The sequence below is a fragment of the Pseudomonas sp. W2Oct36 genome, assembly GCF_041060465.1.
GTDB lineage: Bacteria > Pseudomonadota > Gammaproteobacteria > Pseudomonadales > Pseudomonadaceae > Aquipseudomonas > Aquipseudomonas graminis_B.
Genome location: NZ_JAUERW010000001.1, coordinates 226146 through 244784 on the forward strand (window position 1 = coordinate 226146; position 18639 = coordinate 244784).

At 55.1% G+C, this 18639-nt stretch carries 19 protein-coding genes and 2 pseudogenes; 12 read left to right on the forward strand and 9 right to left on the reverse strand.

From position 1 onward, the window contains the following. Positions 1–23: 23 nt before the first annotated feature. Positions 24–230, reverse strand: a complete 207-nt coding sequence (locus QWI18_RS01000; protein WP_369305670.1) for a hypothetical protein — start codon at positions 228–230, stop codon at positions 24–26. Between the two features lie 203 nt (positions 231–433). Here QWI18_RS01000 and QWI18_RS01005 point away from each other — a divergent pair, with 203 nt between their 5' ends. Then, a complete protein-coding gene (locus QWI18_RS01005) occupies positions 434–760 on the forward strand; it encodes a transposase (RefSeq protein ID WP_369305669.1) in 327 nt (108 codons plus the stop codon). After that, positions 723–2289: pseudogene (locus tag QWI18_RS01010) on the forward strand (IS66 family transposase). Before QWI18_RS01005 ends, QWI18_RS01010 begins: the two are co-directional and overlap by 38 nt. A gap of 100 nt (positions 2290–2389) precedes the next feature. Here the strand turns inward: QWI18_RS01010 and QWI18_RS01015 are convergent. Then, positions 2390–2830 (reverse strand): GFA family protein, encoded by a 441-nt coding sequence (locus tag QWI18_RS01015; protein WP_369305668.1) that lies wholly within the window; start codon positions 2828–2830, stop codon positions 2390–2392. Positions 2831–2951: 121 nt separating this feature from the next. Between QWI18_RS01015 and QWI18_RS01020 the strand changes: the two genes are divergently transcribed. Both QWI18_RS01020 and QWI18_RS01025 read left to right on the forward strand, forming a co-directional pair. Next, complete coding sequence (locus QWI18_RS01020; RefSeq protein WP_369305667.1) at positions 2952–3848, forward strand: LysR family transcriptional regulator; 897 nt, start codon at positions 2952–2954, stop codon at positions 3846–3848. Between the two features lie 151 nt (positions 3849–3999). Beyond that, positions 4000–4137 (forward strand): hypothetical protein, encoded by a 138-nt coding sequence (locus QWI18_RS01025; RefSeq protein WP_369305666.1) that lies wholly within the window; start codon positions 4000–4002, stop codon positions 4135–4137. A gap of 289 nt (positions 4138–4426) precedes the next feature. On the opposite strand, the gene QWI18_RS01030 is transcribed toward QWI18_RS01025, so the two are convergent. Further along, positions 4427–6052: a methyl-accepting chemotaxis protein gene (locus QWI18_RS01030; RefSeq protein WP_369317945.1), complete on the reverse strand. Its 1626-nt coding sequence runs from the start codon at positions 6050–6052 to the stop codon at positions 4427–4429. 155 nt (positions 6053–6207) lie between these two features. On the opposite strand from QWI18_RS01030, the gene QWI18_RS01035 reads away from it, so the two are divergent. The 3 genes from QWI18_RS01035 to QWI18_RS01045 all read left to right on the forward strand — a co-directional run bounded on the left by QWI18_RS01035 (position 6208) and on the right by QWI18_RS01045 (position 8793). After that, positions 6208–6417 carry a hypothetical protein gene (locus tag QWI18_RS01035; protein WP_192133378.1) on the forward strand — a complete coding sequence of 70 codons (210 nt, stop codon included), beginning with the start codon at positions 6208–6210 and terminating at the stop codon, positions 6415–6417. 245 nt (positions 6418–6662) lie between these two features. Continuing rightward, positions 6663–8207 (forward strand): M10 family metallopeptidase C-terminal domain-containing protein, encoded by a 1545-nt coding sequence (locus QWI18_RS01040; protein WP_369317946.1) that lies wholly within the window; start codon positions 6663–6665, stop codon positions 8205–8207. Between the two features lie 448 nt (positions 8208–8655). Further along, positions 8656–8793, forward strand: a complete 138-nt coding sequence (locus QWI18_RS01045) for a hypothetical protein (RefSeq protein WP_166650636.1) — start codon at positions 8656–8658, stop codon at positions 8791–8793. A 197-nt stretch (positions 8794–8990) separates the two neighbouring features. Here the strand turns inward: QWI18_RS01045 and QWI18_RS01050 are convergent, their stop codons facing one another. The 3 genes from QWI18_RS01050 to QWI18_RS01060 all read right to left on the reverse strand — a co-directional run bounded on the left by QWI18_RS01050 (position 8991) and on the right by QWI18_RS01060 (position 12829). Next, on the reverse strand, positions 8991–9284 hold the full coding sequence (locus QWI18_RS01050; protein ID WP_244656991.1) for a hypothetical protein: 294 nt from the start codon (positions 9282–9284) through the stop codon (positions 8991–8993). A 178-nt stretch (positions 9285–9462) separates the two neighbouring features. Beyond that, a complete protein-coding gene (locus tag QWI18_RS01055) occupies positions 9463–10458 on the reverse strand; it encodes an alpha/beta hydrolase (RefSeq protein WP_369305662.1) in 996 nt (331 codons plus the stop codon). 367 nt (positions 10459–10825) lie between these two features. Beyond that, positions 10826–12829 carry a putative bifunctional diguanylate cyclase/phosphodiesterase gene (locus tag QWI18_RS01060; RefSeq protein ID WP_369317947.1) on the reverse strand — a complete coding sequence of 668 codons (2004 nt, stop codon included), beginning with the start codon at positions 12827–12829 and terminating at the stop codon, positions 10826–10828. Positions 12830–13167: 338 nt separating this feature from the next. Here QWI18_RS01060 and QWI18_RS01065 point away from each other — a divergent pair. Next, positions 13168–13401: pseudogene (locus QWI18_RS01065) on the forward strand (methyl-accepting chemotaxis protein); the annotation flags it as partial. A 236-nt stretch (positions 13402–13637) separates the two neighbouring features. After that, on the forward strand, positions 13638–13901 hold the full coding sequence (locus tag QWI18_RS01070) for a hypothetical protein (RefSeq protein ID WP_369305660.1): 264 nt from the start codon (positions 13638–13640) through the stop codon (positions 13899–13901). Positions 13902–14007: 106 nt separating this feature from the next. Here the strand turns inward: QWI18_RS01070 and QWI18_RS01075 are convergent, their stop codons facing one another. Then, positions 14008–14502 (reverse strand): hypothetical protein, encoded by a 495-nt coding sequence (locus QWI18_RS01075; protein WP_369305659.1) that lies wholly within the window; start codon positions 14500–14502, stop codon positions 14008–14010. A 233-nt stretch (positions 14503–14735) separates the two neighbouring features. Here QWI18_RS01075 and QWI18_RS01080 point away from each other — a divergent pair, with 233 nt between their 5' ends. Then, positions 14736–15098: a response regulator gene (locus QWI18_RS01080; protein WP_133777124.1), complete on the forward strand. Its 363-nt coding sequence runs from the start codon at positions 14736–14738 to the stop codon at positions 15096–15098. A 63-nt stretch (positions 15099–15161) separates the two neighbouring features. Then, positions 15162–16757: a histidine kinase famiy protein gene (locus QWI18_RS01085; RefSeq protein ID WP_369317948.1), complete on the forward strand. Its 1596-nt coding sequence runs from the start codon at positions 15162–15164 to the stop codon at positions 16755–16757. An 88-nt stretch (positions 16758–16845) separates the two neighbouring features. Here QWI18_RS01085 and QWI18_RS01090 read toward each other — a convergent pair whose 3' ends face one another. Then, a complete protein-coding gene (locus QWI18_RS01090; RefSeq protein WP_369318163.1) occupies positions 16846–17040 on the reverse strand; it encodes a DUF6555 family protein in 195 nt (64 codons plus the stop codon). 154 nt (positions 17041–17194) lie between these two features. Here QWI18_RS01090 and QWI18_RS01095 point away from each other — a divergent pair, with 154 nt between their 5' ends. After that, complete coding sequence (locus tag QWI18_RS01095) at positions 17195–17587, forward strand: hypothetical protein (RefSeq protein ID WP_369305658.1); 393 nt, start codon at positions 17195–17197, stop codon at positions 17585–17587. Here QWI18_RS01095 and QWI18_RS01100 read toward each other — a convergent pair. Then, on the reverse strand, positions 17514–18632 hold the full coding sequence (locus QWI18_RS01100) for an MFS transporter (RefSeq protein WP_369305657.1): 1119 nt from the start codon (positions 18630–18632) through the stop codon (positions 17514–17516). The genes QWI18_RS01095 and QWI18_RS01100 overlap by 74 nt on opposite strands. Positions 18633–18639 lie beyond the last annotated feature (7 nt).

An 18639-nucleotide genomic window follows, 5' to 3' on the forward strand; every position in this document is an offset into this window, starting at 1 on the left:
GGTATTGAGACCTAAGCGACAGCTCACCCTCGAGCAGTGTCGAGAATATGGTGGAATGCACCCCATGGATGTTTGCTTTCCTGATCGCTGACAGCGCATGCGTCGGCATGACAGAAGGCTTCTTCGCAATCTTCCAACGCTTGGCTTTCCATGCAGCTGGTGCACACCGCCCGACCGGAGACGGTCATCCATCGGGCGTTCCATTTTTCAATACTCCATTCGATCTCCATGATCCTATTCCTTGGCCTGCATTTGTCAGAGCCGACAGTACCTCCAGTGGAACCGGATTGATACGCTCGAAAACATACCCTTGGATGAAGACAATCCAGGGTATCCGTCCGGCCAAGTCATCTACCGGACTCCGCAAAGCCAAGACATGGTGTGCACTTAATTTTAAGTGGGCACCAGTTCTAGCCTTTTAAGCGGGTATTTTATGCAGCCGACACGCCGTTCCTACTCCAAATCCTTCAAAGTCCAAGTCATTCAAGAGTGCGCCCAGCCTGGTGCCTCGATTGCCAGCGTCGCGCTGAGCCATAGCCTCAACGCAAACCTCGTCCACAAATGGATTCGGGTGCAAGCGCAGAAAAGCACAGCGCTGCAACCTGCATTTATTCCGATGCCCATGCCGCCGACCGGAGCAAATTCGCAAGCTGCACCATCGAATTTTTGCGTTGAGATCCAGCACCCGCGTGGCACCGTCAGAGTGAACTGGCCCACTGAGCATGACTTCGCTACCCAATCTCGATCACCTGCCCCCTGAACAACTGCGCGCCTTGGCGGCGCAGTTGATGCGGCGTGTCGAGACGCTCAACCACCAGGTCGAAACGATGGGTAAAACCGTTGAGACGATGAGCAAGAAGATCAACCGTGATCAAACAGTCATTGAGAAACTGACTCACGAGATCGCTCAGCTCAAGCGTTTGAAGTTTGCCAAGCGCAGCGAGCAGATGAATCCTGAGCAGGCCAGTTTGCTCGATGACTTGATCGACACCGATATCGCCGCGATTGAAGCCGAGCTTCAAGCCTTGCAAACAGTACCAGCGGCGACCAAGAAAAAGCAGAAGCCCAAGCGCACTGCACTACCGGCTGAGTTTCCGCGCACACTGATCCATCACGAACCGGACAACACTCACTGCCCGTGCGGTTGCGCCCTCAAGCGCATCGGCGAGGACGTCAGCGAGAAGCTGGATTACACGCCCGGCGTGTTTACAGTTGAACGCCATGTGCGTGGTAAATGGGTCTGCGATGACTGCCAAACCCTCATTCAGGCACCCGTTCCGGCGCAGGTTATTGATAAGGGCATCCCGACTGCGGGCCTACTTGCCCACGTCATGATCGCCAAGTTTGCCGACCATCTGCCGCTTTACCGTCAGGAATCGATCTTCGGTAGAGCGGGCCTTGCGATTCCACGCTCAACCTTGGCTCAATGGGTGGGCATGACGGGCGTACAGTTGCAGCCTCTGGTCGATGCGTTGTGCGACGTAGTGCTTGGGCAGCAGGTTATCCACGCCGATGAAACACCGGTGCAGATGCTCATGCCGGGAACAAAGAAAACTCACCGTTCCTATGTTTGGGCCTACGCCACCAGCCAGTTCTCGGATGTGGCAGCGGTGGTTTACGACTTCAGCCCTAGCCGCGCCGGAGAGCATGCGCGCAACTTCCTGCAAGACTGGAGGGGCAAGTTGGTCTGTGATGATTTTGGCGGCTACAAAGCCAGCTTCGAACTTGGCGTTACCGAAATCGGGTGCATGGCCCATGCACGGCGTAAGTTCTTCGAACTGCACGCTACGAATAAAAGCACGCTTGCTGAGCAAGCCCTGCGCTATATCCAGTTGTTGTACGAAATCGAAAGTGAAGTCCGCGATCTGGAGCCGGATTTACGGCGCCGAATACGGCAAGAAAAAGCTGTCCCGGTGATGGACATGCTGCATGCTTGGATGCTCGCCCAGCGCGATCTCGTGCCCGAAGGCTCGGCCATCAGCAGAGTACTCGATTACAGCCTGAAACGCTGGGCAGCGCTGTCGCGCTACCTTGATGACGGGGCCGTACCCATAGACAACAATTGGGCCGAAAACCAAATCAGGCCATGGGCGCTTGGACGCAAGAACTGGCTCTTCGCAGGGTCGTTGCGCAGCGGGAGACGGGCGGCGGCGATCATGAGCTTGATCCAATCTGCGACTGAATGGGCATGATCCGTACGCCTATCTGAAAGACGTTCTCACGCGCCTACCGACGCAGCGGGCGAGTGAGATTATGGAGCTGCTACCGCATGAGTGGGCGCCCGTTTAACTGCGCAAGGCAGGTTCACCGGACACGAATATTGTTTGCTTGGGACAACATTCACAAGGAGTCCACTGGATAGGGTTTCAAAACGGCAACGCAGCTGCGCTTACTTATCCCCGGATCTAAATTTAGACATCAGTGCTGGATAATCCTGCGGATCCGGGAATGCTTCATAACTGACCGAAGCTCCGGTCGTCACCCAAGGTAATTTCTCTCTCGTCCAGGTTTCCATGAACGGCAGGTACTGCTGCGGGTTTTCCAACAGGCTACTTCGCACACCTACGTACTCGTCGACTCCGGCGGGCCGGGTGAATAGCCAAGTTAGACAGTGTGCGCAGAAATAGTGGCGAGTCGAGCCATGTAGACCACCGATAACAGTTTCGCCTTGGGTCACTGCGAAGCCTGCCGCAGGAAAAAGTGCCGTCAGAGAAAATGCGCTAGCGGACATTTTTTGACATCCGACGCAATGACAAGCAGTAGTCATGACAGGTGGGCAATCGGTCTCAAAAGTGACGTGTCCGCAACGGCAGGTTCCCGAAAATATCATGAATTTTATCTCGTGGTGCGCGGATGGGCGCTGGATGGCCAAAGTAGGGTTAGGGAAAGCATGCGCGAGTCTGGGTATGATTGAAACTAATCAAACTTACCTAGCAGCTCACAGGAAATGTATGAATACACCGCAGCTTCATTGGGAAACTCAGCGCGTTTTCCTGGCAGTCCTGAGAACCGGCAGCCTTTCCGCCGCTGCAAGAGCACTGGGCGTGGCGCAAGCCACTGCACGACGCCGTATAGACGAACTGGAGCGAAGCGTCGGGATGAGCCTGTTTGTACGCTCGCCAAAGGGGTTGATGCCCACTGACACTGCGAGAGAGCTGGTTGGCCATGCCGAGTCCATGGCCTTGGCCGCCGAGGCATTCACCCGTGCCGCTTCCGCCGAAGCCAGCGTGCCAGGGGGCACCGTGCGCGTAACAAGCAGTCGTTTAATGAGTGTTGAAGTACTGCCTCTTCTATTGCGAGATGTTCGTAATGCGCATCCGGAGTTGAGGCTGGAACTGAGCGTCTGCAATCGCCAAGAGGATCTAGCGCTGCAAGAGGCCGATGTCGCGGTGCGTATTCATCGCCCCACCGAGTCTGCGGTGGTGACCCGCCATGTCGGGGATCTTCGGTTAGGGCTGTACGCAACCGAAGAGCTGGTAGCGCTGAATGGCACTCCTCGCTATGAAAGCGAATTAGACAAGTATCCGCTGATTGGCCCGGATCGCAACCTGACGGAGGTAGCATTCTTGGAGCAACAGGGCTATTTGTGCACGGCGGAACGCGCGGTCATTCGTACTGACGATCATCTGGCCCAATTTGCAGCGCTGAGGGCGGGACTGGGAATTGGGATGTGCTCTAGCCAGTTAGCGAGTCGGCATGGGCTGGTGCGAGTGCTACCGAAACTGGTCGATTTTAAAGTAGGTGTATGGATTGCAATGCACCACGACCTCCGGCGAGTAAGACGTATCGCATTGGTGTTCGATGTCTTGGCGCAATCGCTGTCGCGGTTTCTGAAAGCCTCCGAATAGCCGCTATAGTTAGACACTGCCCGTCGAAAATCATAGGTTCTGGCCAAATACTGCTTCTCGACGATTCGTATCATGCTTTATCTATCGGCTCTAAATGTCGTAGGTGACTTCGCCAGACGCTTACTCTATATCCAGGTTGCCGGTGGAGCAAATGCCGCTGCAACTGACTTACTATGAAAAGGCCCTCGAACTGTCGGAAAGTCAGGGGGCCTATTTAACGGATATCCCGTTACACGCAGTCAAGACGCAGCAAGATGCCGAAGGGCTGAGCGACGCTTTGGATCGATAGCGGTCGGCCGTGGATCACTGCTTTCGACCCGCAGCCGTCTGTGACGATGCTTGAGGCCGATTGAGGCGTGGCATTTCGCGATTCGATACTTCCCTGTCTATAAGCCCAGCACGCACATTCTTTCATGCTCGGCGACTGCCGGACGATCGTCAACTTGGGTTTCTTTGGAGCCTCTGGCCTTGGCGAAAGATCGGAGCTAACTCGAAAAGCGACCACATTGTCAGCGCCTCTAGGAATGAAGTTCCGATCGTTGATCGGTCAATTTTCCATACTAGATTAAACGCTAATTTCAGGTCTTGAAGCGCGCTACCATCTGATTCAAGTTCACCGCTAACTGCGAAAGCTCATTGCTGGCGGCCAGGGTTTGCTGCGTGCCTTCGCTGCTCTGCAGCGCCAAGTTGCGAATGCTCACGAGCGCGCGGTCTACTTCGCGAGCTACATGAGCCTGCTCTTCCGCGGCAGTGGCGATCTGCTGATTGCGGTCATTGATCAGTTGCACCGAGTCGGCGATGACTTTCAGTGACATCCCGGCTTCGTCGGCAGTGCGCTGCGTGTTGTGTGCCTCGATGGTGCTGCTGCTCATCGAATCCACAACCAGTGACGTGCCTGCTTGGATACTTGAAATCATCTGTTCGATTTCCAGAGTTGAGGTTTGTGTGCGATGAGCCAGTGCCCGAACCTCATCAGCCACCACGGCGAAGCCTCGGCCTTGCTCACCAGCGCGGGCCGCTTCGATCGCGGCGTTCAAGGCCAGCAGGTTGGTCTGTTCTGCAATGGCACGGATCACGCTCAGCACCTTGCTGATGTCCTGCGCTTGACCAGCGAGGCCCTGTACCTGTTCAGAGGTCATTTCCACGCGGTCCGTTAGGCTGCGCATGGCATGTAGGGTTTCGCCGACTTTCTGGTTACCGGTGGCGGCAGCGCGTGTGGAGTCCTTGGCCGCTTCGGAGGTGGAGTTAGCGTTAAGCGCGACCTCATCGACGGCGGCGCTCATCTGGTTTACCGCCGTGGCGGCCTGCTCGATCTCACTGTTCTGCTGCTGCAGGGTGAGGCTGGCGCTCTCGGTGATGGAAGTCATCTCTACTGCGGCGGAACTGAGCTGTGCGGAAGCATCGGAGATCTGCTCTATGGTGCTTCGCAGGTTGCCTTGCATGGTGTTTAGCGCGCGCATCAACCGCGCAGATTCGTCATTACCCTTAACCTCCAGGATAAGACGCAGGTCGCCGTCGGCGATTTCCTCGGCCATTTTCAGCGAGGCGCTCATAGGCTGGACAATGCTGCGAGTCAGCAGGGTGGCGAGCACCAGCGTCAGCACCAGCGCGGCGAGTACCACACTATCGACGATGGTGATGCTGTGGGCATACACCTCAGTGGCGGTCACGCCTGCTGCTGCAGCGCCGTCGGTATTGTGCTGGCGCAACTCATTGAGTTTGACCTGGTACGCTGCGGCACGGTCGCGTTGTTCAGTGTTGGCGAATGTCACGGCCTGCTCATGCTGGGTAGCGTCAAGATCGACGACGCGTTGCAGTCCATCAAGATAGTTCTTCATCAGCGCCGCTGCGGCCTCGAATTTGGCCCCTTCTTCTGGGTCGGAAATGAGGTTATTGCGGTAGAAGTCGGTGCGCTCGTTGAGCATGCGCTTAGCGTCTTCCAGGTGCTGCACGGCGGTCGCTTGCTCTTGGGGATTCGAAGTCGCCAGAAGACGGATGCTCTCTAGGCGCGCGCCGAGCAGGGCGATCTGGATGTCGTCGGCGGTCTGCACGCTGATCAGCCAGTTCTTTTCGATGTCCTGCTCGGTGCCACGCAGCTTCCCTAGCTGCACGTATGCGAAGCCGCCGAGGGCAATGACCAGCAGCGTGATTAAACCGAAACACAAGGCGGCACGGGGCGCAATATTTAAAGAACGTAGGTTCACGGTGCAACTCCGAAGGGCAAACGCAGAAACTTTCTGCGTTCTGTACGGAAGCCATCGGCAATGAAAAACATAAATTTAGAACAAGGGTCAATTACAGCGGTATCAGTGCGGCCAGGTAGCAAGCAATATCGTCGAACCGTCATCGTTGTATCCGAATGTACATCAACAAGATCAAGGTTGTGCATCAGCGTCAGGGGGTGGGCCAGGGATTGCTCTGGCACCTTTGGCAGATCCATCGACTGCCGATCGTGCCACTGTACGAGTACGAGCTGTCATGCGGCTTCTGGGATAAAGCGCGTCTGCGATTCGACGCTGTAGGTGCCCAACTGCTCGATCAGCTGGCAAGCCTTCCCGATACGAATTAAGAGGCGTTACGTTGACGGCATCTAGTACCGAAATCTGACAAAACCCAAGGTCTTTGGGGGGCCGCTATCGACCCAAAGCGGCCATTGGCATCGAATGTCAAACACCTAAAGGCTACCGCGTAACGATGTGTATTGACCCGTTTCTTATCGCCGCTTCGTCGATACCGGCCCATTGCCCGCAACGAAACGGCGTTAATAGCGTTACACCACACGTGCTGTGGACCAACCGCAGATAAGGAACAGGTATGACCCAAATTTCCGGCATCAAGGAAGTCACCAGCTATACGGATTTACAGGTCACAAGTGCCAGTAGCCAGGTCAGCAAGAACGCGATCGAACTCATCGTGCAGGGTACTCCTGGCAATGACTACATACGTGGTGGGCTGGCCAATGAACTGCTAATGGGTGGGGGCGGCAACGACCAACTAGTCAGCGGGGGGGGCAACGATGTGATGGTCTCCAGTGCCGGATACGACGGTATGGACGGCGGCGCCGGTAATGATGTATTCCGCTTCGACCGCCTCGGCGACAGCTATATCAAGGACGGAGGCGAGTATACCGACACCATCAACTATTTCGATCCCGCCCACGATATCCTCGACGTGTCGGCTCTGGGCTATAGCCATTTAGGCAATGGTTATGGCGATACCTTGCACATCCGTAGCGAGCCTCTGCGCGGCATTTACATTTTGGAAAGCTACGAGCGAGACGGTAATGGCAAACATTTTGCCGTGCAGTTTCTGGCCAATAGCGGCCTTATTACCGATGCCAACTTCCAGCCGCTGATCAACGGCACTTCGCACAACGATCTGCTCGAAGGCACACACGCCAGCGAATCCCTGAAGGCCGGCACTGGCCGCGATACCGTCGAAGCAGGTGCGGGCAATGACCGGCTATTCGGCGGCGCCGGCGGCGATACCCTGAGCGGCGGAGCAGGTGCCGACAATTTCGTGTATACCCGGCTCAGCGACAGCTACCGTAATGATGCCAGTGGTAGCTACAGCAGCCGCGACCTAATCACCGACTTCAGTGGCAGCGGCCATGACATGATCGACGTGTCAGCGTTGAGCTTCACCGGGCTGGGCAACGGCTACAATGGTACGCTGAAGGTGGTCCTCAACTTGGCCGGCGATACCACCGCGCTTAAATCGCTGGAGCCCGATGCCAACGGCAACCGCTTCGAAGTTCTGCTCAGCGGGAACCACGTCAGTGAGCTCAATGCCAGCACCGTGCTGTTCGCCCCGCCCAGTGACGCGACCACCGTGACCACCCCGCAGCCGATCACACCCGTGAATCTGGCCGGCGACGACAAGGCGAACATCCTGTATGGCTACTGGGGAAACGACACGCTGGCCGGCGGCGCCGGAAACGACACGCTGGAGGGTAACGCCGGCGACGATGTGCTGACCGGTGGGTTAGGCGCGGACAAGCTCACTGGCGGTACAGGCAACGACCGGTTCGTGTTCACGAGCAGCGCCGACAGCTATGCCGGTAGCAGCGACCTGATCACTGACTTCATCTGGGGCCAGGACAAGCTCGACGTCGCCGCGCTCGGCGTGACCGGTTTGGGAGACGGCCGTGACGGTACCTTGCGCATGACCTACGATGAAAACACTGATCGTACCTACCTGCGCAGCAGCGAAGCGGGGGCCGATGGGCACGCTTTCCAGGTCACGCTAGCCGGATTCGACTACACGCAGTTGATCACCAATGCCGATTTGGTGGTTGCTGATAAGGCAGAGGTGGTCCTCATTGGCCACGCCACTATTGACATTGACCACGTGGGCTAACGCTGCCTGAGCAACTGAGCTATCAGCACGCAACTTTAGCTTACGCAACCGCTACGGTGTGCGTGCTGAACGGCAGCTGTGGGGCGAAAGCGGTCACCCATGACCGACCGCTATCGACCGTAAGCAGCCACCAGCCGGGGCTGCTGCACGATATCAAGCCAAGGATGATCGTAGGTGCATCAGTATCCTTGTGCATTTGCTACGCAGTTTGCCCCTTGCCAATATCACCACGGCGCGAATCTACGATTGCCGGTAGAACCGACGCAGGAATGACCGGATTACCGACTCTAAAAGGCTAACTACTAATAGAGGAAAACAGTGGTGCCAGCACCTGCTGATGTAAGCAGTTTCCAAAAAGTCCTGTTTATGATTCGCCCAAAGCCAGCCGCTCAGCTATACATTAGAAGAGAAACAGTGCCATCACCGGCACACCTACTGGAGGCTCAATATGGCTAGCAATGAAAAAACCAGCAAAGGCGTAGCGTCAAAAGCAGGTAAGCAATTGAAGGACGATAAATCTTCTGCTGCAGAAAAATCAGTCGCTGGTTCGGCACTGACTCAAACCCCAGACAAAAAGAAAAAGTAGACATTTGCTACTGAACGCGTCTGACCCCAGCATTTTCCCATGTCCGAGTAATCGCTGTAATCCAAGGAGACTTGAGCCCTGGATTACAGCGGCCAGCAAGAGGAGCGACACCTTGGGTACCCCTCCCCGGCCTCCCACAATCCCGCAAGAGTGATTGCCAGCTTCGGCCTTGTCATCGTTGTCGGCGAACCGGGCAATCAGATCCACAAAGCTCTGGCTCTCCGGTAGCTGTCAGTCGCCGCCGTGTAGCGGAACACGTCAGCGTCGTTGGTGCCATTGCGGCGATAGACCGAGAGATTGGGGTCGCCGCCGGCGATCAACAGGTGAGCACCTGTGCCTCCGATGATCAGATCCGAGCCTATGCCGCCGTCGATATGGTCCTTGCCGGCCAAGCCGTAAATGACTTCCGACGTAGCGGTCCCTATGATCACGTCCCTGCCGGCCGTTCCTTCGACGGTGGGGGCCGTGAACACCAGGTTGGGGCTGTTCAACTGCCCCGTCAGGTAGCCTTCGAGCGCCAGTTCATCGCACCTCCTGTTTGGGCCTCATGATGAGGCTTGGAGGTGTCTATGAAACCGGAGGCGACTCATACGGTAGCTACGATCTTACCCAGCTGTAAGCCAAGGTGCTGACTGCTACGGTTTGACATCGCAGCAGCCAGAGGGCTGGTTAGAATGCTGCCTTCAGGCGAGCGCCGGCATAGGCCTGTGCTTCCTGAGCCTTTTCCACCACCGCAGCGGTGCCGAAAAACTCGTGGGTCACGCCGTCATACAGCTTGCGCTCCACGCTTACGCCCTGGTTTCGCAACGCCTGCTCCAGTTGCGCACCGTCATCACGCAGCGGGTCGATCTCGGCATTGATCAGAGTCACTGGCGGCAGACCGTGAAGGTTGGCGTGCACAAGATCCAGACGTGGATCCTTCAGATCGGCAGAGCTTTTGGTCACATTGGCCACGAACCAAAGCATCATGGGGCGATTGAGTGGCTTGGCGTCAGCGTACTTCAAGTACGACTCGGTGTTGGTCGTGGTCTGCCCCACTGGGTACACAGCAATCACACTCTTAGGCGAGGTCAGGCCCTGATCGCGTGCTGCCACAGCAGTGGCGAGCGCCAGATTGCCGCCGGCGCTTTCGCCGGCCAACGCTAGGCGTTTAGGGTCTCCGCCAATGCTAGCAGCGTTGGTAGTGAGCCAGCGGTAGGCAGCAACAGCGTCTAGATGCGCTGCCGGGAATTTATATTCAGGCGCGCGACGGTAGTCCACTGACACCACGATAGCATTGGCCTGCTTGGCCAGGCCGCGGGCGCCACCGTCATACACGGTGCGGTCCGCGATCACCCAACCGCCGCCGTGGAAATACAGCACTACCGGGAATGGTCCGTTACCAGCAGGGGTATAGACGGTTGCTGGCAAGTTCCCTGCAGCACCGGCTACCGTGATCTCATGGGTTGCCACGCCCGGGACCAGTGCTGTGGGGCTGCTGTCACGCTTCTGGTCGGCCAGTACCCGCTTTACGCCATCAGCCACAGTAGGCTGTTTACGGGCCTCCTCCGGCGTGGTTTTTTCAATAGCTTTAGGATCGAACGCCGCTTGGGCGTTAAGCACTTTCTGCATGTCGCTGTCAGTGCGGAACATGCTTTTGGTCGAGCTGACAGCTAATTCCGACAAGGTAGGTTTTTCCGGATCGCGAGCGCAACCGGCCAAGGTTGCCAAGCTGACGGCAGTTACGGTAGCAACCAATGCACAACGTATTGGGTGGGACGAACGCATGGTGAATCCTCGATGGGTGCAGCTATCTCGACGAATGTGGTGGCAGGCGCTGCACAAGCCGCTCCTACGCTTTGTCCGAGGAAAACACGTAGTGTTCAAAGCAAGCAGCAGTCATCCGGATCAGCGGCAGGAAGCTGAATCCAACACTGCGCGAGTCGGGCGATATTAGCTGTACATCTTTATTACGGGCTGCGCTGCGAAGAAGCGTCTAGGACCATTCAAGTTAATGGGTAGTTGGTTTCCGGTTTTGTAAGAGCAAGTCCAGTCAGTTGCCCGAAACTATATGAAGATGACAGTAAGGGTCCAGGGTTTGGGTGGGCGGCAACGTGTTACATGAAAATGTATTGGGTTGAGGACGTCCAAGATAATAGCCTTGAGCGTGGTCATAGCCTATATCACGCAGTAATTCGAGATCCTGGGCGGTCTCAACGCCTTCAGCCAGCACCTTGAGACTAAAAGCATTCCCTAATTTCAAAAGAGCCATCAACACCTGCTCGCGCTGGGATTTTTCTTCGATTCTCAATACCTGACGGTCAACCTTCAAAGAATGGAATGGAAGCTTCAGGAGATAAGCCAGGTTGGCATGACCTTGACCGAAGTCATCCAGAGCCAGTCGCACGCCCAAGTTGCTGAGGCCTGAAACTGTTTTCAATAGTTGATCATCTATGCGCAAAGGCACTCCTTCGGTTATTTCCAATATGAGGCGATGCCCTGCAAGACCCTGCTTGAGTAATGCACCCGCCACTTTCATTGGAAAATCAGGGTTGGCAAGCTGTATAGGTGAAAGGTTTACCGATATGCTCACAGCGTCGTGCCACCGGCTGGCGTGCTCACAGGCTTTATCCAGAACCCAGTCACCTACAGCATGAATCAATCCGCTACGCTCTGCCATTGCGATGAATAGATCAGGCGGAACATTTCCGAGCTTGGGATGCTGCCAGCGAATAAGGCTTTCGTATCCAGTGAGCTGATAAGGTTCGAGCTGATACAGCGGTTGGAAGTACAAACAGAATTGGTCTGTTGCTAAAGCCTCTCGGATATCCTCCGGGGTCAGAAGCGATTCATCGTTCTGTGAAAATATAAATCCCGTGTCCTCCAAACGGTTACGGCCACCTCTTTTAGCTCGATACAGCGCTTTGTCAGCCTGATCCAGGAGTGAGGAGCTATCGGTTAGCTCGATACTCGCACTGTGCGCTAATCCGATGCTGACAGTGATAATGGAGATGCCGTCTGTACGTCCGAGGTGGGCGATGTTTAGTTCACGTATGGTCTGCAGTACATGGTGAGCGATCCTACGGGCCTCATCATGAGAGGTATCTGGCAAAACGGCAATAAACTCTTCTCCGCCGAATCGTGCTACGGTACAGGGCGATATGAAGCAACTGCCTAGAGCAGTGGCAACAACTCTCAGGCACTCATCGCCAAGGAGATGTCCATAATGATCGTTATAGCGTTTAAAATGGTCTATATCGATCAATAATACTGCACCCTCGGACTGTCGATTCAAATGGTTTGTCGTAATTGCGTCCAGTTGCGGTTGTATGTGCCTACGGTTAGCCAGTCCTGTCAGCGAGTCGGTCTCTGAAAGACGTTGCAAGTCACTGTTGGCATCGGTGAGACTAGACGCTCTGGTTTCCTCACGGAGCCAATAAAGATAACGTCGTCTGGCTTCGGCGTTGGACCAGTAGTTACCAAGCAATGAGAAAAAAGATGAAGAGCCTATAGCGGTCATTATCAGGCCCCCGGCACTCAGGGAAATCGGGGCTTTATGCACCCCCCAAGCCGTGATGATCAAGCAAAATATGTTATAGACTAAGGCCACATTGAAAGGGCTTTTCATGCACGTATTAACATACATAAGCATCAGCGGCCAGCAGAACATAAACAGTGACTGCTCGCCCGAAGCAGGCTGTTCACCATTTACCACTACGTTGTAGGCAACTATAAATCCTGTGTATGACGGCAACATGGAGGCGTACTCTCTCCAGCGCTCAGATAATTTCTTTAGAAGCAACACCCCCATTAGAGTGCTAGGTACACATGTTCCGACCATCTGCAAAATTGCTGATACCAGTTCCTTTGGATTTATGACAGCTGTCCATAGTGAAAAACTACTGAATGTGAATCCTCCCAAGATCAAGCATAAGATCAGGTGGCGCCGGCGGGTAGCATGGATATCGCTCTGATAACGTAGTTCCAATTGATCGGAGAAGCGTACAGCGCTGGGTTTTTTCTCGAGTTCTCGGTCAATCTGGCTAGCGTCTAACATAGGGATTCCACAGCTTGCACTAGTGAAGCCTTGGTGATGGCTATAAGCCACCATTCTACCTTGCCGCGAACGTTGAGCCACCAGAATCTGCCCAGCGGTGATTTCTCGAGGTTTGCTGGTGGAAGCTAACCCTCTAGACGATTTCGTGGATCAGCTTGTCGTCTAGGTGTGGACATTCGCGAAAATGCGACGGTTACTTGAGCACCTCGGTGGAGTTGCTGTTGCCCTCGGTCTGTTGGGCCCATTAGCCTGATCCAACAAAGGGGATCCTTACGACGGCTGATCTCCATCTATCGTACAACCCTCGCGCTGCATCTCTCTACTTGCACAAACGCCTTGCTCTGGCCGCCATTGCCCAGTCTTTGTCAGGTATTGACGACCGAAACCTGGTGATCGCCAGCGCGGCCGAAAAGCAGGCTCAGGTGGCCCGCGAGGTTGACCGCAACCTGGTTAGAATTCGTGGTCTCTCGGTCCAGGCGGCAGCCGGGGCTAAACAGACGCGAGCGGCCAGCCAGCAATTGTCGGAACTGGCGTTCGGACTCAACGAACAAACCCGTCGTTTTCGCGTATAGCCTTGGCCTCTTATCCAGACTTTATTTCAAAATCCCCTTCACCGGCAGTGCCAAACAGCCATTTTTAAGAGATTCACAACATGGACAGCTTTCCCGCTGGGACTGAGCAGTTTGTCGTGATCAGTGCCAACGGGTTGAAGTGCCTGACGAACTAGAGACCTTTCGTTTTAGCACAATCGTCTAGCCTCAAAGCGATGAGGTTTTGGAAACCTCGCCTTTCACTCAGGAGTTCCACCATGCGCAAGCTCGTTTCATCTGCCATGATCGGCTTTCTACTAACCGGCTCTCTTATCCCATTTGCATCTGCCGAAGACGATGTGACCAAAGGTATTCGCCATGACAACCGAGAGCTGGACAAAGGCGTCGACCACGACGCTGGGGAAGTCGATAAAGGCGTCAAGAACGACGCCAGTGAGGTTGATAAAGGCGTGAAACATGACAATGACAAACGCCATAAGGCCGACAAGCATTTAGACAAGGAAGCCAAGAAGGATCTCTGAGCCAGGAAGTGGCCTCAAGCTCGTAAGAAGTACTGATGCGCTCACGAATGCGAAGAAGCCCTAGCCAAGTTGGAGACGGCCGTGGAGGGCTTGAGGCTTACACCTCTCAGATAGCGGCGTTAGGCACGGCCTCTCCAGAAAAAACTGCAGCCTGACGCTGGTTAGCATCGGCTTTAGCTTTGAACTGAACCTCGCATTTTTCACGTGCAGCGGCATAACACGCTACTAGATAGTCGGCTTGCCAAAGGGTTAACCGCCCGGCCACATTTAGTCCCAAAGCAAAGCCATCCGCTCGACCGTGCGTCCACTTCAGTTGCTCGAGCGAGTCTGCCATCTGGATTTTGTAAAGCAGAGTATCTGCCATGCTGTGCAGCTCCGGGGCGAGCTCCAGAGCGTTGATGTGGCTGGGTGGGAGACTTGGAAAGCCCATGGGCTGTTTGATCTGGTAGGACATGTTCGACTCTCGTTGATTGCGCAGGGCAAGACTGCGGCTTAGCTCAGCTAAGATGTGGCTCGTCTGATTATCAGCATCCATAGCCAGCCTCAAAGCACGAATGAGACGCTGCGGATCGGAGGCTGAGTTGAGCAGACGGTTGGCCATAGCGCTTCTCTCTATAGCAAAGAGACTGAACGGAAAATGCCTTAGCCTAACTGACTGACCCGCCGTGCATAAGTCGGTAACCGTTTTTTCTATACAGGCATCCGGACTGTCGGAACTCCATGAGTTTAACCGCAGCACTGGACTGACCGGCCGGCAAATTCCACTCGATTATTAGGAATCAACCACTGAAGATTCTGTCGGAGCAGAAACACTCTTCTGTAGAGCTACTGCGAATGGACTCCATCCTGGTTGTTGAAGACGAGCGTCTGATCCTGAATCTGGTAATCGACGTTTTGGAAATGTATGGCTACACGGCTACGCCTTTCAGCAATGCCGATGCTGCCTGGAGATTTATCGAAAACTGCGGCTATCCTCCGCGGCTACTGATTACGGACCTGCAGATGCCAGGAGAGATTGATGGCATTGAGTTGGTTAGGCGCGTCCGTCGGCTTCAGCCTTCGACGCCCGTCGTCGTCGCTTCCGGCTACCACTCCACTGCTGAATCACTGGCTGATCATCGCGTGCACTGGTTACCCAAACCGTTTGAAATCGATCAGTTGCACGCGATCTGTCAAAAACTTGCACCACAGCATTAAAGACTGTTCATATATACAGACTATTCACAGATAGCGTACTGTTTGATACACGCCGGAGCAGCGATGGCGAGTCACCCAACACGTGTAAACGATAGCTCCACCGGAGACATCAGCGGATCAGATCACAACATCTTCTTCGCTGCCGTGGAGACCACGCGCATGCCGATGATCGTCACAGACCCCAAACGGCCTGATAACCCGATAATCTTCGCGAACAACGCATTCATCGACATGACCGGTTACAGCCGCGATGAAATCGTGGGCTCCAACTGTCGATTTCTGCAGGGGCCCGAAACCGATCCAGCTGCCGTCAAGCAGGTCCGTGAGGCCATCGCTGCCAATAGGGAAGTGGCTGTTGAGCTGGTGAATTACAAAAAAGACGGTTCGGCCTTCTGGAACGCGCTTTTTATTTCGCCGGTGTACAACGAGTCCGGTGAGCTGATCTATTTCTTTGCCTCGCAGCTGGATGTCAGCCGCCGGCGTGATGCCGAGGACGGGTTGCGCCAGGCTCAGAAAATGGAAGCGCTGGGCCAGCTCACGGGCGGTATTGCACACGACTTCAATAATCTCCTGCAGGTGATGATTGGCTATCTGGACATGATCCAGCGTACCGCCGATAAACCGCATTACGATCAGCAGCGGATTCTGCGCAGCGCAGGTAACGCACGAGACGCTGCTGAACGGGCGAAAACGCTCACTCAACAGCTGCTGGCCTTTTCGCGTAAGCAGAAGCTTCAGGGCCGTGTGGTGAACCTGAATGCCATCATCACCTCATCTCAGGAGATGGCCGAGCGCACGTTGATAGGTACCGACATCAGGCTGGCTCTGGCAAGCGATCTATGGAATTGCAGGGTGGACACGACCCAGACAGAGGTCGCTTTGCTGAACATATTCATCAATGCCCGTGATGCCATGGAATCACGACAGCAGCGACTACTGACCATGGAGACCAAGAACGTACAAACTCAGAACCTCGCCTCAATGTCATATGACGGGTTGATGCCTGGACGTTATGTCAGCGTGGCTATTACTGACAACGGCGCTGGTATGCCGGCCTCCATCGTCAGCCGGGTGATGGACCCCTTCTTCACCACAAAAGATGAAGGAAAGGGATCCGGATTAGGGCTTTCCATGGTGTACGGATTTATGAAGCAATCCGGAGGAACGGCCCGGATTTATTCCGAAGAGGGCATCGGCACAACGATTCGGATGTATTTCCCCGCGGATGACAGCCAGCTCAACACCCTGCCCGTCATGGAGGCGATCGTCGAGCCATCAGGCCGAGAACGGGTTTTGATTGTGGAAGACCGTCCGGACGTCGCGGAACTGGCCAGAATGGTTTTGGAAGAATATGGCTATACGTGCGGACTGGCCTACAGCGGCCAGGAGGCACTTGCCATTCTCAAAGGAGAACAATTTGATCTGCTTTTTACCGACCTGATCATGCCTGGTGGAATGAACGGCGTGATGCTGGCCCGGGAAGCCAAGCGCTTTTACCCCACCTTAAAGGTGTTGCTGACAACTGGTTATTCCGAGAACTCGCTAGAACGTACGGATGCGGGGGGCAACGAGTTTGATGTGATATCCAAACCCTACGTGCCCACCGATCTGGCGAAGAAGGTACGGCAGGTGCTGGAGGGACCCAACGGGGTGAGCTGATTGTCCTTTCTTGTTCGGTGCAGTCGTGAAAGCCTGCCAGCTTAATCTAATGGTGCATTGATACACCCTGCGAGACTGAGCTGACTTACTAAGCGTGCGACCACTGCACCTGGACAATACCGTGCCGCTCGGCGAGTGGCTTGCTAACGATCTGGACCCTGTCTCTGCGATGTTTCGGCATCTGCGCAACCCACGAATGCACTACAGCCCAGTGCCCGGCCTCAGCATTGCTCATATTTTGTCCGCGAGTACTACCAGTGCGAGCAGCTAAGTCTTGCAGCAGCTTGGTTGCTTAAAGCATACCTCGGCTCTACATCAATGAGAATGATTCAAGAAAAATATGGGTCAGATCCAACGTCTGTCCCGTTTTGCGCTGCGTATCTACACTTTTTATAGGCAAGAAATACGTTATCGTTAGTTTTAAAGGGGGGGGCAGCATGGAGACGACTAAACCGTTTAGGGTTCGCGATAGCTGGGTCTTGGTCGATTCTATGGTCGACACCTATTGTGAGATTGCGGAAGAGGCGTTCGGCTGCTTTCTCTTCGAGAAGGGCAACCCGGTTCCCAAACCGCAATGGCTTAGCGAATCGACAGACTACGACGATCAGAAAGCCAGAAAACAAGTGGCTGGCATAAAAACCATCGTCTTCTCTGCGATGGCCTTGGAAGCTGCGGCGTTTGAATTTGCCACCCTCCAGCTGGGAGAGCGCCTAGCAAAAGATTACCTGGACAAGCTGGATGTGGTGGGTAAATGGCTCATCGTCCCACGCTTGGTCTGTGGTCGATCGCTGCCGGAAGGATATTGGTCCACATTTCTGCGCCAGGGGTAATGCCCGCGAGCAGGTAGCTGAAGGCGATCAAGGACAAAAATCCCAGGGTGAAGAACTTTTTGGGTGACGGCGATTTTGGCAACAGCCACGACATCAGCAGCCATGCCGCCAACGTACCCAGCAGCCCGAGCGACTGGAAATGCCCGACGGTCTCCCACGAATAGCCCAGCGCGGACTGCAGGAAAGACGGCAGCACGTAGTTGTTGGCGCCCAGCATCAGATAGCTGAAGCAGAACAGCGCGATACCGTAGACGTAGCGCCGGTTGATCACGTGATGCACTTTCAACAAGGGCCGTGGGTGTTTATTCTCGTTTCGCAGGTAGGCCAGCAGCGCGAACGCAGCCAGCCCGACGAACACCAGAATGATGGTGGTTTCGTTGTAGAAGTCGTAATAAGAGCGTTGAAGCACGTACAGGATCGAGAACGAACTGACAGCCAGCAGCAGCACCTGACCGAGTCGACTCTGACTACGGGACTCGACCGGATGCCGGTCTGTCGGCAGAAATCTCAGCGCCAGCATTGCGACCAGCATCGCCACGACAATCAGAATCCAGAAAATAGCCTGCCAGGTGGAGTACGCAACTGCCAGTGAGGAAAGCACCGGTGCGGCCGAGGTGCCGCACGCTAGACCGATGGCAAAGGCCTTGATGCCGGTAAACCGGTAAGGTCCTGGCGAAATCATCTGCACCATGACCCGAGCCGAGGTCATGAACCCTCCGCCGCCCAGCGCCATCACCACCCGGCCAGCGGTGAACGTGACCAGATCGGCGCTGACGCTGCAGATCACCGCGCCAACGATATAAATGCCGATGGACGTCAGCAGGTAGTTGCGCCAGCCAAAGCGCTCGGTCAGCCAGCGTTGCTTGGAGATCGAGATCACGGCCAGACAGGCATAAAGGGCTGCCACCAGGCTGAACTCTTCAGGACTGGCTTCGATTTCACCGCGTATCGGCGCCGAGGCAAACGCGATCATGCCGGTTTGCAGAAACTCCAGACTGCACAACAGCGTGATGGTAGTCAGCAGCAGCCAGTACTTCCTGAACATCGCAGCC